The sequence below is a fragment of the Dactylosporangium vinaceum genome, assembly GCF_019904175.1.
GTDB classification, from domain to species: Bacteria; Actinomycetota; Actinomycetes; order Mycobacteriales; family Micromonosporaceae; genus Dactylosporangium; species Dactylosporangium vinaceum.
On record NZ_CP061913.1, the window covers coordinates 2,627,466 to 2,639,791 of the forward strand.

The following is a 12,326-nucleotide window of genomic DNA, read 5'->3' on the forward strand; positions in this document are numbered from 1 at the left end:
GTACTAGGCGTCCAGGCCCCGCTCGATGGCGTAGCGCACCAGATCCACCCGGCTGTGCAGCTGCAACTTGCCGAGGGTGTTCTGCACGTGGTTCTGCACCGTCCGGTGCGAGAGCACCAGCCGCTCGGCGATCTCCTTGTACGTCACGCCCTTCGCGACCAGGCGCAGCACCTCGGTCTCGCGCTCGGTCAGCCGGGGCGCGTCCGGGTCCTCGGCCCGGGTGACGCTGGCCAGCCGGCGGAACTCCCCGAGGACCAGGCCGGCCAGGCCCGGCGTGAACACGGCGTCGCCCTGGGCGGTGCGCTGCACGGCGGCCAGGAACTCCTCGCGGGCCGCGGACTTCACCAGGTAGCCGGTCGCGCCCGCCTTCACCGCGTCGAGCACGTCCTGCTGCTCACCGCTGGCCGACAGCATGAGGATCCGGGCGCCGGGACAGCTCGCGAGGACCCCCTGGATGACCTGCACCCCCGAGGAGTCCGGCAGCTGCAGGTCGAGCACCACGACGTCCGGGCGCACCGACGGGGCGATGCGCACCGCCTGGGCCCCCTCGCCGACCGCGGCCACCACCTCGTATCCGGCCTCGGCCAGGTCCCGCGCGACCCCCTCGCGCCACATCGGATGGTCGTCGACCACCATCACCCGCAACTTCGCCCCGCTCTCCACCCGAACACCCTAAAGCGTCAGCGTGGCACCGTGAGTTCCACTTCCGTACCGGTTCCCGCGGCGGACGTCACGCTCACCGAGCCGCCCAGGTCCCGGATCCGCCCGCGGATCGACTGGGCGACGCCGAGCCGGCCGTCGAGCTCGGCCTCGGCCAGGCGCCCGTCGGGGATGCCGGCGCCGTTGTCGCGGACCGACACCGTGACCTGATCGTCGAGCTCCTCGAGGAGGATCCAGGCCCGGGCGCCGGGCCCGGCGTGCCGTTCGACATTGTCGAGGGCCGCGCCGACCGCGGCCACGACCTCGCCCGCCACCGACCCCGGCAGGAGCACCGGGGTGGCCGGGGCGGCGATCGTCACCGCCGCCGAGGCGTAGGCGTCGAGCAGCGGCCGGACGTCGACGAACGCGTCGGCCGTGGAGACCGGGCTGCCGGCCGCGACCAGGGAGCGCAGCACGGACTCCTGCTCACCGGCGAGCCGGCCCAGCTCGGCCGCCTCGCCGCCGAGCTCGGCCCCGCGCCGCTGGACCAGGGCCAGGACCTGCAGCACCGAGTCGTGGATGCCGCGGGCCAGCCGCTCGCGTTCCCGGGTGGCCGCCTCCACCTCCATGGCCTGCTGGAGCCGGGTCTCGGCGTCGATGGCGAGCCGGGCGATGTGCCCGACCCCGATGCCGGCCAGGATCATGAGCACCGGGCCGTTGGCGGTGGCCTGGCTGAAGCCGTTGCGCACGATGACGTCGGCGACGCTGAGCAGGATCGCCGCGATGGCGCCCCGGCGCCGGCCGCCGGAGATCGCCCAGGCCACGACCGGGGAGGCGACCCAGGCCATGGGCAGCGTCGGCGCGCCCACGCCGAGGCCCGGCGGGTGGACGATCCAGCGGGAGGCGAGCAGGCAGAGCGCGGCCACGGCCAGGTCGGCGCCGAGCAGGGGCCAGCCCCGCCGCTCCGGCCGCGCGTACGCCAGGCTGCTCACCACCGTCCAGACGGTCATCACCGCGATGATGAGCCAGCCGCCGAGCGGCCACGCGTATTCGCGGAAGTTGTTGACCATCAGGACGGCGGCGTAGCCGAGCGCGGTGATCCTGAACACGAGCAGCGCCCGCCACAACGGCCCCTCCAGACCGGGCAGCCGCCGCTCGCTCATCCGGCTAGGCCCAGTGCACGGCGGGCAGGCCGGCCTCGGCGAGGGCGGCGTCGATCTGGCTGAACGGGCGCGAGCCGAGGAAGCCGGCCGGGTTCATGGGCGAGGGGTGCCCGGCCTCGATGACCACGTGCTGGGGGTTGGTGACGAGCTCGGCCTTCTTGCGCGCGTAGCTGCCCCAGAGCACGAACACGACGCGCCTGTCGAAGGCGTTGAGCGCGTGGATGGCCGCGTCGGTGAAGTGTTCCCAGCCCTTCTTGGCGTGGGTGCCCGCCTTGCCGGCCCGGACGGTCATGATCGCGTTGAGCAGCAGCACCCCGTCGGCCGCCCACGGGGTCAGGTCGCCGTTGGCGGGCGGTGTCACGCCCAGGTCCTCGCGCAGCTCCTTGTAGACGTTGCGCAGGGACGGCGGGATGGACACGCCCGGGCGCACCGAGAAGCTCAGCCCGTGGGCCTGGCCGGCCTTGAAGTAGGGGTCCTGGCCGAGGATCAGCACCCGGGCCTGCTCCGGCGGGCACAGCCGGAAGGCGGTGAACAGGTCCTCCTGCGGCGGGAACACCGTCTGGGTCGCGTACTCCTGCTCGACGAACGTCTGCAGTCGCCGCACGACGTCGAGGTCGAGATAGGGCTTCATCACGTCACGCCAACCGGCGGGGAGGAGCTCCAGCAGATCCAAGGACATGCCCGGCACTCTACGAGCCGGGTGCGACATTTTTGGTACCGGCTGTAATGCGGATTTATCCGGATAAAATCGGACCATGACGCAGATAGGACCTGTGGGCGGCAACGGTGAGCCGCTGACCGTGCTCTGGTCCTGGCGGCAGCGGCTCGAGCAGGGGGACGAAAAGCCGAAAGAGCGTGAACAGCCGCAACGACGGCCGAAATACCCTGCGCCAAAGGACAGTCTTGCACAGGCCGAGCCGGTGGACGGGCCGAAACAGGGCGATCAGGGGTACCTCGCCCAGCTGCAGCTGCGCCTCCGCGCGGCGCTCGGCGACTTCCACGGTGCGATTCGCATCCTGGCGGAGGTACCCCCGCAGATGCGCACTGTGCTGCACACGGCGGTCGCCGAGGACCCGGCGGCGGCCGAGCGCGGGCTCGTCTGGCTGGTCGAGCACTTCGACCAGCCCAGCGCGGTCGTCCCCGCCCTGGGCCGGCTCGCACCGGCACTCGACGCGCTGATCGGCACCCGGGCCCGCCAGCTCGACCTGTTCGGCGACGCGCTGGCCGAGGCCGTGCGCGAGGCGCGCGAGGAGCGCGGCGAGCGCTGGAGCGACGAGGACGCCGGGGCCTGGCGCGACGCCTGGCGGTTCGCGGTCGGCTGGCTGCGCCAGGGCGCGCAGCTGCACCAGGGCGAGACCCCGTACTGGACGGGCACTGTCGTCGCCCACGACCGGCGCCGCGACGACGTGGCCGTGCTGACCGTGATGACCGACCTGCCGTACCCCTTCCGGGCCGGGCAGCGCGCGATAGTCGAGTGCCACCAGGTGCCGGGCGCGTGGCGGGCCTGCTGGATCGGTGACCCGCCGGCCGAGGACCACCACATCGAGATCCACGTCCAGGCGCTCCCCGGCGACCGGGCCACCGGCTGCCTCGTGCGCGACGGCGGCGTCGGCGACCCGATCCGGCTGCACCGGGCCGAGGGCGACTTCAAGATCGAGGAGGGCCGGCCCGGCTCGGTGCTGATCGTGGCCGAGGACGTGCACGTCACCCCGGTCAAGGCGCTGCTGAGCGAGCTGGCCCTGCGCGGCGACGAGCGGGTCGTGCACCTGTTCTGGGGCGTGTCGACCCGCGACGACCTCTACGACCTGGAGTCGCTGCGCGAGCACGCGGCCCGGTGCGCGCACGCGTTCGTGCACGCGGTGGTCGCGCGGGGGCCGGCCCACCCGTACGTCAGCGGTTCGCTGCCGCAGGTCGTCGTGGACTTCGGCGAGTGGACCTCGCACGACGTCTACCTCAGCGGCAGCGGGCTGGCCGTCGGCGTCATGCGCAACATGCTGCTGCAACGCAACGTCGACCCGCGCCGGATCCACACGGTCACGCTGGAGCCGATCAGCGCGCCCTGACGGGCGGGTCCGATGTCATGAACAAGAGATGGTCCGGCCGCGCGGTCTCTGCGACGATGGATTTTCGGGCGCGAACGGATGTCACGAGTAGGAAATGTCGCAGTGACGCGCCCCGCCGCTTGGTGGGACGGGTGGATCTGTAATCCTGCGCGGAGGCGCCATAAGCGCCGGTCGTGGGCAATGACGGCCGCGGCCAGGAGCCGGACTGCGGGACGAGACGGGAACGACGCGCATGAGTGAGTACAACATCACATACCCCGACGGCGAGCTCGAGCTCAAGGTACGCAAGGCGACCGAGGGCCCGGCCGGGCTGGAGATCGGTGCGCTCCTCAAGGACACCGGCCAGGTCACCCTCGACACCGGCTTCGTGAACACCGCCTCCTGCGTGTCGTCGATCACCTACATCGACGGCGACCAGGGCATCCTGCGCTACCGCGGCTACCCGATCGAGCAGCTGGCCGAGGGCTCGACCTTCCTGGAGAGCTCCTACCTGCTCATTCACGGCGAGCTGCCGAGCGCGTCGCAGCTCGCCGAGTTCAGCGGCAAGATCCAGCACCACACGCTCCTGCACGAGGAGATGCGCCGCTTCTTCGACGGCTTCCCGCGCGACGCGCACCCGATGGCGGTGCTCTCCTCCGCGGTCAGCGCGCTGTCCACCTTCTACCAGGACAGCCTGAACCCGTTCGACAAGGAGCAGGTGGAGATCTCCACCATCCGCCTGCTGGCCAAGGTGCCGACGATCGCGTCGTACGCGTACAAGAAGGCCATCGGCCAGCCGATGCTCTACCCGGACAACTCGCTCGGCTACGTCGAGAACTTCCTGCGCATGACGTTCGGCGTCCCCGCCACGCCTTACGAGATCGACCCGGTCGCGGTCAAGGTGCTCGACATGCTGCTGCTCCTGCACGCCGACCACGAGCAGAACTGCTCCACGTCGACGGTCCGCCTGGTCGGCTCCAGCCAGGCCAACCTCTTCGCCTCGGTCTCGGCCGGCGTCAACGCGCTGTTCGGCCCGCTGCACGGCGGCGCCAACCAGGCCGTCCTGGAGATGCTGCAGCAGATCCACACCGACGGCGGCGACATCCAGTCGTTCGTGCGGAAGGTGAAGAACAAGGAGGCGGGGGTACGCCTCATGGGCTTCGGGCACCGCGTGTACAAGAACTACGACCCGCGGGCCGCGCTGGTGAAGAAGGCCGCGCAGGAGGTCCTCGGCCGGATGGCGACCCCGGACCCGCTCCTCGACCTCGCGATGCAGCTCGAGGAGATCGCGCTGGCCGACGACTTCTTCGTCTCGCGCAAGCTCTACCCGAACGTCGACTTCTACACCGGCCTGATCTACAAGGCCATGGGCTTCCCGACCACGATGTTCACCGTCCTGTTCGCCCTCGGCCGGCTCCCGGGCTGGATCGCCCAGTGGCGCGAGATGATCAACGACCCGGAGACCAAGATCGGCCGCCCGCGTCAGGTGTACACCGGCTATGGCGCCCGCGATTACACGCCGATTGCCGCTCGGTAAAGACCCGCTGCGCGGAGCGGTTCTTGCTCGTTTGTCTACTTGACGGAGATCGACCCCGGCTGTCTCATAACTGAGTCCGTCCTGGGGCCGTCTGGGGTCGTTATCCGTTTTTGGGCATTTGAGCACATGGAGCGAGCATGAGCGCGTCAACGTTGTCGCCGCTGTTGACCGCGGCAGTGCAGGACCGCACGTCCGGTGCTACCGGAGTGGCCCGCCAGGTGCTGGACGGGCTCGGCGAGTTCGTGTCCGATCCGGCCACCCTGCGGGCGATGGTGGCGCCGCTGCCCGGGCTGCTGCCGGGGTACGCCTCCATGTGGCACATCGCCCGCGCGGCCAACAGCGCCGACCCGGGCCCGGCCCTGCGCGCGATCCGCGAGCAGCTGGACCGCGACGTGGACCGCTCGGTCGCCCTGGCCACCCGGGTCCTCGAGCAGCGGGGTGGCTGGGTCCGCACCGCGCCGAGCAGCGCCCTGGTCAAGGCCACCGTCGCCGGGCTGCCCGCCGGCACCGTCGACGCGCCCGGCACCGAGGGCCTGGAGCCGGTCACCGGCCTGGCCGGGGCCGACGCGATAAGCCCCACCCGGGTCCTCAACATCAAGGGCACGCTGGACCTGGCCCGGTCGATTCCCACGATCGTGGTCACCACGTCGCTGAAGCTGGTGCCCGAACACGTCTTCGAGGGCCTGGGCTCGCCGCTGTTCGAACGGATTCCGCTCGATGCGTTCTGGGCCGTGGTGCTCGACGGTGAGCTGCTGACACCGGCCGAGGCCGGTCGCCGGGCGGCCCAGCTCGGCTGACCGGGCCCGCCGGCGCGACGGATTCCCAACCATCGCCGCCGCCATGATCAAGTAGACCTTCACCAATTCGTGGGAGCGCTCCTATCCGGCCGCCGTCTGGGGAGGCTGGAGTGATAGTCGCCCATGAATGCGTGTGGCCCGGCGGCGGCCGGGCCGTCCCCGGTGAAGATCCACAACGGATTCCGAAGCGGGGCAACGGATGCGGCCGTCTGGCTCCACATTGGACAACCGGGAAGACGGCACGATTTAGGACTGTGCAGACGGTCGGCGGGGGAGTACATTTCGTGCAACCCAAGGACAGCCGGGGCCGCCGCTTCCCCCGTGGCGGCGGCCCCGGTCTTGGGTTTCTTTCGTCCGCCGGCCGCTGACCGGCGCCTGTATGCCCTCGCGGGGCCCATGTTTGCCCTCGCCGGGTGAGGGAGACCAGACCCTCATGGCTTCCGTCGATACCCGGCCCAACGAGACGCCGGCGCCTTCCGGTCCGCCGCCCCGCACGGTCTACATCGTCGGCGGGGTCATCGTCGTCGTCCTCATCGCGGTCGCCGCCGTCCTGGCGGTCGTATGGCCGCAGATGCACGGGGAGAACGCGAACGACACCGCCCACACCGTCACCGGGGCGGTCAACGGGCGCGACCACGCCACCCTCGACCTGGTGACCGGGGCGACCTCGGTCAACATGCAGGCCGCCGACCTCGGCGACACGCTCTACCGGGTCGACACGCCGCAGACGGCCTCCGTCCACGACACCGGAGAGCGGATCGAGGTCCAGGTGACCGACGGCAACGCCGAGGTCACGATCCAGCTCAACCGGGACGTGACCTGGGCCGTGCGCTTCACCGGCGGCGCCCAGAGCAACACCGCCGACCTGCGCAGCCTCAAGCACCTGGCGAGCGTCGAGTACGTCGGCGGGGTCTCCGCGATCGACGTCACCCTGCCGACTCCGACCGGGACCGTCCCCGTCCGTGTCGACGGCGGCGCCAGCGCGGTGCGGGTCATCGCGCCCAGCGGCACGCCGGTGCGGGTCCAGGCGGCCGGGGGAGCGGGCCGCGTCACCGTCGACGGCACCGAGCACAGCGGTGTCGGCGCCGGCGGCACGTTCCCGTCGAACGGCTGGGATGCGGCCCAGAACCGCTACGACGTCGTGGCCGCCGGCGGTGTCTCAGCCTTTACGGTCGAGCACACCTAGGTCCATCGGCGCCCCGGACGTCGGGGCGTCGTCGGGCAGGTCGGCCAGGCCGAACAGCTCGGTCAGCCCGGTGATCTGCAGCAGCCGGTGCACGAACGGCGACGGGCTGCGGACCTCCATGCGGCCGCCGGCCTCGCGCACCTTGTTGTTGGCGGCCACCAGCGCCCCGATGCCTATGGAGTCCATGAACGGCACCCGCCGCAGGTCCACGGCGAGCAGCTGCGGCCGGTACGCCTCCACGGTGTCGAGCACGACGGAGCGCAGCGCCCCCACGGTGGCGGCCTCGAGGGGACCGAGCACCTCCACCACGACAGTGCCGCCGGGTATCTCGCCGGACTGGTGCGTCCGGACCATTGCGTCGCCCATTCAACTCGCGTACCCAGCCCGGGAAACCGGAAACGTGGAGCGTGCGGGTGGCGACGTCACGCGTTCGCGGAGACCAGCAGCGGGAGCATCAGCCCGTATGCGCACAGCAGCACGCAAGCCTCCGGACGGGTGATCCGGTTGCCCCGCTTGAGCAGCAGCCAGGCCAGGACCCCGGCGACCACCATGGCCGTCACCGCCAGGAAGCCGAACGGCGCGATCCGCTCCCTCCCCGCCGCCAGCCCGACCACCGCGCCGCCGACCAGGCTGTTGAACAGGTTCGAGCCGAGCAGATTGCCGACCATCAGGTCGCCCCAGCCGCGCCGCTGCGCCTGCACCGACGTCATCAGCTCCGGCAGCGACGTGCCGAGCGCGACGAACGTGAAGCCGATCACGGCATCGCTCACGCCCCACCGGTGCGCCAGCGTCGACGCGTTCGTCACCAGCAACTGCGCGCCGCCGAGCGTGGCGGCCAGCCCGATCGCGCACCGGGCCGCCTCGACCCACCAGCGGCCGGGCGGGGGCGGTGGCTCCACGAACGCGGCGACGTCATCGGGGAGGGGATCGTCGGGGGGTACCCGCGAAAGCCGCACCAGGAGCCACAGCGCGCCGAGGCTCAGCAGCGCCAGCAGTACCCCGGCGATGAACTTGAGCCCGACGAGCGCGAACGCCCCGAACACGCTCACCCCGGCCACCATGAGCGGCGCCTCGCGCACCGGCACGGACGAGCGGACGAGCACCGGCGAGACGACGGCGACGACTCCCAGGATCAGCGTCACGTTGAGGATGTTCGACCCGACGAGGTTGCCCAGCGCCAGCCCCGCGTTCCCGCGCACGGCCGCGGTGCCCGACACGACGAACTCCGGCGTGCTCGTCCCCAGCCCGATGATCACCACGCCGACGATCACCGGCGCCACCCGCAGCACCGTGGCCAACCGGCCCGCGCCGACCACCAGCTGATCCGCCCCGACGGTGAGCAGCGCCAGGCCCACGATGCCGAGCCCGGCCACGAACAGGGTCGACATCCGCCTCCTCCCAGCGCCGCGCCTGGCTCGACACACTACCGGTACACGCACCCGCCCCGGCGCCCGCGCGGTTGCATTGTGCACGGGCCCGAAACCGGTTCCGGCGGATTGCCGCCTTCCACCGCTGGCGCAAAAGCGCGGAGCGCTCTACAGTTTTCAACGAGACCGGCGTCTTCCCCCGTGGATGCCGGTCTCACCACTATTTTCGGGGTCTGCTCCATAGTGGACGGCACCGGTACATTGGGCCCCGGCGGAGGGAGCAGTCTGGTGCCTTGTCCACGGTGCGGAGCCACGGGCGTCGACCCGGCCGGCTACTGCGTGCAGTGCCGGCTCTTCCGCGGCCCGGCGGGCCCGCCGCCCCAGGCGTTCTATCCCGTGGCCCCGCCGCCGCCGAAGCAGCGCAACCCACTGCTGATCCCCGGCATCATCTTCGGCGCCGTCGCGCTGCTCCTGGCGGCGGGCGTCATCGTCTACGCCGTGGTGGGCGGCGACAGCCCCGCCGCCGATCAAGGGCTGACGGGCGGCACCAACCCGGTCGTCGCCCCCAGCCTCACGGCGGCCCCCGACGACCCGACCCCGACCCCCACGGCGACGGTGACCGCCACGCCCGGCGCGTCGGCGTCGGGGAGCGCCGGGACCAGCCCGACCGCCGGGCCCTCCTGCGTCGTCGGCGTCTTCCTCGAGGAGCAGCACACCGAACAGGTGACAGTGCTCAACACCGGCACGTTCCCGTTCAGCGGCAGCGGCGCCTACCACCGGTACACCGACAGCGGCCGGGTCACCCTCGACTACGGCGACGGCATGAGCCTGCGCGGCACCAACGGCGCCAACCAGTACGAGTACATCTTCGCCGGCTACATCTCGTACACGTACAAGTACGAGAACGGCGTGCTCACCTTCTCGTCGCCGCGGCCCGACCCGCAGGGCACCGAGACGTTCATCCGCAACGGCAACGTCGACTTCAAGGGCAAGCTGGAGGCCCGCGTACCCCCGCCGATGAAGGTCAACTGCGGCGGCGTCGCCATGAGCCTCAGCAACCAGATCACCACGATCCAGCTCAAGCGCACCAGTAAAGCACCGTGACCTCACGGGCGGCTTTGCTCAGGTGAGCGGCGGGCGTGCCGATCATGCACGGCGGAGGAGGAGCCTGCATGGACAACACGCTCGCCATGGTCATCGACGACTCGCGCGCGATGAGGGGCATCCTGAAACGGATTCTGCTGCCCCTCGGCTTCGAGACCCGCGAGGCCACCAACGGCAAGGACGCGCTCGACCAGATCTGGGACCACGACCTCAAACCGGCCCTGGCCCTCATCGACTGGAACATGCCCGAGATGAACGGGCTCGAGTTCGTCATGGCGGTGCGCAAGCAGAAGCATCTGCGCCAGATGACGCTCATGATGGTCACCACCGAGAGCGAGCACGGTCAGATCGTGCGAGCCCTCGCCGCGGGGGCCCACGAGTATGTGATCAAGCCGTTCACGGCGGAAGCGATCGTCGACAAGCTGACGTACCTGGGACTCGTCCCGCTGGCCGGCGCCGAGCCCGCGGTCAGCGCGTGATCTGGGGGGTTGACCTGAAAGGCACGGCACTGGGTCCGATAGGCGACGGAAGAACACCAGGCGCCGAACTACCGTGCGACACATGACGATCGACTTCCCGCACGGCTGGTGGGGCACGGACCTGGGCGCCGCCCGGGCGAGCATCGGAACCTACGAGCTCTACCCCACCGAGAGCCTGCCGGCGGTGGACGAGTCACGCTCCGACGGCAGCTTCGCCTGGCTCGTCCCCGGCGCGCCGCACGACCCACTGCGGGCCATGGAGGTCGCCGCCCTCGCCGAGCACATCGAGCTGCCCGTGCCGTTCGCGCGGTTCATGAGCAGCCAGGTGCTCATGGACGCCATCCCGTCGTGCACCGGCTGCGACTTCGACCTCGCCCCGCGCCCGGTGCCCAGCCCCGTGGAGCCCGCGGCGCAGCTGGTGCGGTTCCTGCGCGATCAGCAGGACGCCGTCATCTGGTACCTCTACCTGCGCCCCGGCACCGAGCCGTTCGTGATCGCGTCGCCCTGGCTGCTGGAGATCGTCGGCCTGGAGGACGTCGACCGGGCCACGCTCATCGCCAACATGGTCCACGTCGCCGACTCCTTCGAGCAGTTCATCCACCGCTTCTGGCTGGAGAACTCGCTGTGGTTCGGCGTCAACGAGGGCGACGCGACGACCGATGAGATGAACCTGTACCTCGCCCATTACACGGCCGCCATTTAATCTCTTGCGAACCGGACGCACCGGGCCTATCTTTGAATACGTCAGCGAGAAGCGAACAGAGGAGATCGGACGATGAGCGGGCGCCGCGAGCTACGACTGGAAGCGCACAGCGCGACCAGCGCCGCCGCGTGGCTGTCGGCCGCCGGTCGGTCAGCGCTGCTCAGCGGCTTGTCGACGGGCTCGGGCAGGTGGTTTGACTAGGGGTGCCCCTTGCGTCACACCAACCGCCCGCGCATTCGCCGGGCGGTTTTTTCATGCCATTATACATTTACGTCTATCAATTGAACCGTGGTGGCCCAACGGCAGAGGCGTCCCCCTCAAAAAGGGAATGGTGCGGGTTCGACTCCCGCTCACGGTACGCAAGGTCGTTTGGTATCGGGTAGTGCAGCTGAAGGAAGGAGGCCCGGTGACCGCAGTATTGGTGCTCAACGCCGACCTCGGACCCCTGCACCGGGTCTCAATCCGCCACGCCATCCGCATGATCCTGCGCGAGGTGGCCGTGATCCACGAGGCGGAGCCGGACCGGGTGATCGGAGTCTTCCCGCTCCCGCGGGTCGTGCGGCTCGTGTCCTACGTCGTCACCCGCTGGCGCTTCACCGGCGGGCCGGCCTGGTCCCGCGCCGGCGTCCACGCCCGTGACGGCCGCCGCTGCGGCTACTGCGGCCGGGAGGCCACGACCATCGACCACATCCTGCCCCGCTCCCGCGGCGGCCGGAACACCTGGAAGAACACCGTTGCGGCCTGCACCGGCTGCAACCAGCGCAAAGGCGACCGCACCCCCGTCGAAGCGGGCATGGTGCTGCGCGTGCGCCCGTCGACTCCGACGTGGCACGCGCTCGTCCAGCGCTGAAACGGCCTCGGGCCGGGCGGCTCCTTCGCCACCGCCGCCCGCCCGGGGTCGACCACTGTGTCACAGGTACAGGGGCCTCATAGCTCATCAGGTAGAGCGCCGCTCTTGCAAAGCGGAGGTGGCCGGTTCGAGACCGGCTGGGTCCACGCCCGGGTAGCCCAACGGAAGAGGCGTCTGGTTCAGGGCCAGAAGGTTGGAGGTTCGAATCCTCTGCCGGGTACGCAGGTGCAGTTCGGAAGGTTGGCCGAGAGGTAAGGCTGCGGCTTGCTAAGCCGTCGACGGGGGCGACCCCGCGGGGGTTCGATCCCCTCACTTTCCGCGACCACAACTTCACAGCCTGGGAAGGCCAGCCGATTGGTGCCGGCACCCGTCTCGAAAACGGCGTTGGGTCAACGCCCGTGTGGGTTCGACTCCCACCCTTCCCGCTCGCCAGTAGGCCGACGACGGCGGTGAATGAGC

General features: G+C 70.6%; 13 protein-coding genes and 5 tRNA genes. 13 read left to right on the plus strand and 5 right to left on the minus strand.

The window, feature by feature from the left end; genetic code table 11:
* Window positions 1–3: 3 nt before the first annotated feature.
* From Dvina_RS11470 to ung, 3 genes are read right to left on the minus strand one after another with little or no spacing between them, the layout of a single operon-like run.
* On the minus strand, window positions 4–636 hold the full coding sequence (locus tag Dvina_RS11470; RefSeq protein ID WP_223105470.1) for a response regulator: 633 nt from the start codon (window positions 634–636) through the stop codon (window positions 4–6).
* Between the two features lie 44 nt (window positions 637–680).
* Window positions 681–1,802: a MacS family sensor histidine kinase gene (gene macS, locus Dvina_RS11475; RefSeq protein WP_223102431.1), complete on the minus strand. Its 1,122-nt coding sequence runs from the start codon at window positions 1,800–1,802 to the stop codon at window positions 681–683.
* A 4-nt stretch (window positions 1,803–1,806) separates the two neighbouring features.
* Window positions 1,807–2,481 (minus strand): uracil-DNA glycosylase, encoded by a 675-nt coding sequence (gene ung, locus Dvina_RS11480; RefSeq protein WP_223102432.1) that lies wholly within the window; start codon window positions 2,479–2,481, stop codon window positions 1,807–1,809.
* Window positions 2,482–2,722: 241 nt separating this feature from the next.
* On the opposite strand from ung, the gene Dvina_RS11485 reads away from it, so the two are divergent.
* The 4 genes from Dvina_RS11485 to Dvina_RS11500 all read left to right on the plus strand — a co-directional run bounded on the left by Dvina_RS11485 (window position 2,723) and on the right by Dvina_RS11500 (window position 7,364).
* Complete coding sequence (locus Dvina_RS11485; RefSeq protein WP_223102433.1) at window positions 2,723–3,865, plus strand: hypothetical protein; 1,143 nt, start codon at window positions 2,723–2,725, stop codon at window positions 3,863–3,865.
* Between the two features lie 232 nt (window positions 3,866–4,097).
* On the plus strand, window positions 4,098–5,381 hold the full coding sequence (locus Dvina_RS11490) for a citrate synthase (protein WP_223102434.1): 1,284 nt from the start codon (window positions 4,098–4,100) through the stop codon (window positions 5,379–5,381).
* A gap of 137 nt (window positions 5,382–5,518) precedes the next feature.
* Window positions 5,519–6,178 carry a hypothetical protein gene (locus Dvina_RS11495; protein WP_223102435.1) on the plus strand — a complete coding sequence of 220 codons (660 nt, stop codon included), beginning with the start codon at window positions 5,519–5,521 and terminating at the stop codon, window positions 6,176–6,178.
* Between the two features lie 433 nt (window positions 6,179–6,611).
* Window positions 6,612–7,364, plus strand: coding sequence for a cell wall-active antibiotics response protein (locus Dvina_RS11500; RefSeq protein ID WP_223102436.1), 753 nt, complete (start codon window positions 6,612–6,614; stop codon window positions 7,362–7,364).
* Here Dvina_RS11500 and Dvina_RS11505 read toward each other — a convergent pair.
* Both Dvina_RS11505 and Dvina_RS11510 read right to left on the minus strand, forming a co-directional pair.
* Window positions 7,338–7,730: an STAS domain-containing protein gene (locus Dvina_RS11505; RefSeq protein ID WP_223102437.1), complete on the minus strand. Its 393-nt coding sequence runs from the start codon at window positions 7,728–7,730 to the stop codon at window positions 7,338–7,340. The two genes, Dvina_RS11500 and Dvina_RS11505, sit on opposite strands and share 27 nt — an antisense overlap.
* A gap of 56 nt (window positions 7,731–7,786) precedes the next feature.
* The gene (locus Dvina_RS11510) at window positions 7,787–8,752 is read right to left on the minus strand and encodes a sodium:calcium antiporter (protein WP_223102438.1); all 966 of its coding nucleotides are present in this window, start codon (window positions 8,750–8,752) and stop codon (window positions 7,787–7,789) included.
* Between the two features lie 267 nt (window positions 8,753–9,019).
* Here Dvina_RS11510 and Dvina_RS11515 point away from each other — a divergent pair, with 267 nt between their 5' ends.
* The 9 genes from Dvina_RS11515 (at window position 9,020) to Dvina_RS11555 (ending at window position 12,292) form a co-directional block, all read left to right on the plus strand.
* Window positions 9,020–9,835, plus strand: coding sequence for a hypothetical protein (locus tag Dvina_RS11515; protein ID WP_223102439.1), 816 nt, complete (start codon window positions 9,020–9,022; stop codon window positions 9,833–9,835).
* 68 nt (window positions 9,836–9,903) lie between these two features.
* Window positions 9,904–10,314 (plus strand): response regulator, encoded by a 411-nt coding sequence (locus tag Dvina_RS11520; RefSeq protein WP_223102440.1) that lies wholly within the window; start codon window positions 9,904–9,906, stop codon window positions 10,312–10,314.
* A gap of 82 nt (window positions 10,315–10,396) precedes the next feature.
* Entirely contained in the window at window positions 10,397–11,017 is a 621-nt protein-coding gene (locus tag Dvina_RS11525; RefSeq protein ID WP_223102441.1) for a hypothetical protein, read from the plus strand.
* A 285-nt stretch (window positions 11,018–11,302) separates the two neighbouring features.
* Window positions 11,303–11,375, plus strand: a tRNA-Leu gene (locus Dvina_RS11530).
* A 48-nt stretch (window positions 11,376–11,423) separates the two neighbouring features.
* The gene (locus Dvina_RS11535) at window positions 11,424–11,867 is read left to right on the plus strand and encodes an HNH endonuclease (protein ID WP_223102442.1); all 444 of its coding nucleotides are present in this window, start codon (window positions 11,424–11,426) and stop codon (window positions 11,865–11,867) included.
* 72 nt (window positions 11,868–11,939) lie between these two features.
* Window positions 11,940–12,013 (plus strand) — tRNA-Ala (locus Dvina_RS11540).
* A gap of 1 nt (window position 12,014) precedes the next feature.
* A tRNA-Leu gene (locus tag Dvina_RS11545) sits at window positions 12,015–12,087 on the plus strand.
* Between the two features lie 14 nt (window positions 12,088–12,101).
* Window positions 12,102–12,186: transfer RNA gene (locus tag Dvina_RS11550), tRNA-Ser, on the plus strand.
* A 20-nt stretch (window positions 12,187–12,206) separates the two neighbouring features.
* Window positions 12,207–12,292, plus strand: a tRNA-Ser gene (locus tag Dvina_RS11555).
* Window positions 12,293–12,326: the final 34 nt, after the last annotated feature.

Coding starts and splice junctions, on each gene's coding strand:
- Dvina_RS11470 (WP_223105470.1), bottom strand. CDS start 636: ATGGTGGTCGACGACCATCCGATGTGGCGCGAGGGGGTCGCGCGGGAC.
- macS (WP_223102431.1), bottom strand. CDS start 1,802: ATGAGCGAGCGGCGGCTGCCCGGTCTGGAGGGGCCGTTGTGGCGGGCG.
- ung (WP_223102432.1), bottom strand. CDS start 2,481: ATGTCCTTGGATCTGCTGGAGCTCCTCCCCGCCGGTTGGCGTGACGTG.
- Dvina_RS11490 (WP_223102434.1), top strand. CDS start 4,098: ATGAGTGAGTACAACATCACATACCCCGACGGCGAGCTCGAGCTCAAG.
- Dvina_RS11495 (WP_223102435.1), top strand. CDS start 5,519: ATGAGCGCGTCAACGTTGTCGCCGCTGTTGACCGCGGCAGTGCAGGAC.
- Dvina_RS11500 (WP_223102436.1), top strand. CDS start 6,612: ATGGCTTCCGTCGATACCCGGCCCAACGAGACGCCGGCGCCTTCCGGT.
- Dvina_RS11505 (WP_223102437.1), bottom strand. CDS start 7,730: ATGGGCGACGCAATGGTCCGGACGCACCAGTCCGGCGAGATACCCGGC.
- Dvina_RS11510 (WP_223102438.1), bottom strand. CDS start 8,752: ATGTCGACCCTGTTCGTGGCCGGGCTCGGCATCGTGGGCCTGGCGCTG.
- Dvina_RS11520 (WP_223102440.1), top strand. CDS start 9,904: ATGGACAACACGCTCGCCATGGTCATCGACGACTCGCGCGCGATGAGG.
- Dvina_RS11525 (WP_223102441.1), top strand. CDS start 10,397: ATGACGATCGACTTCCCGCACGGCTGGTGGGGCACGGACCTGGGCGCC.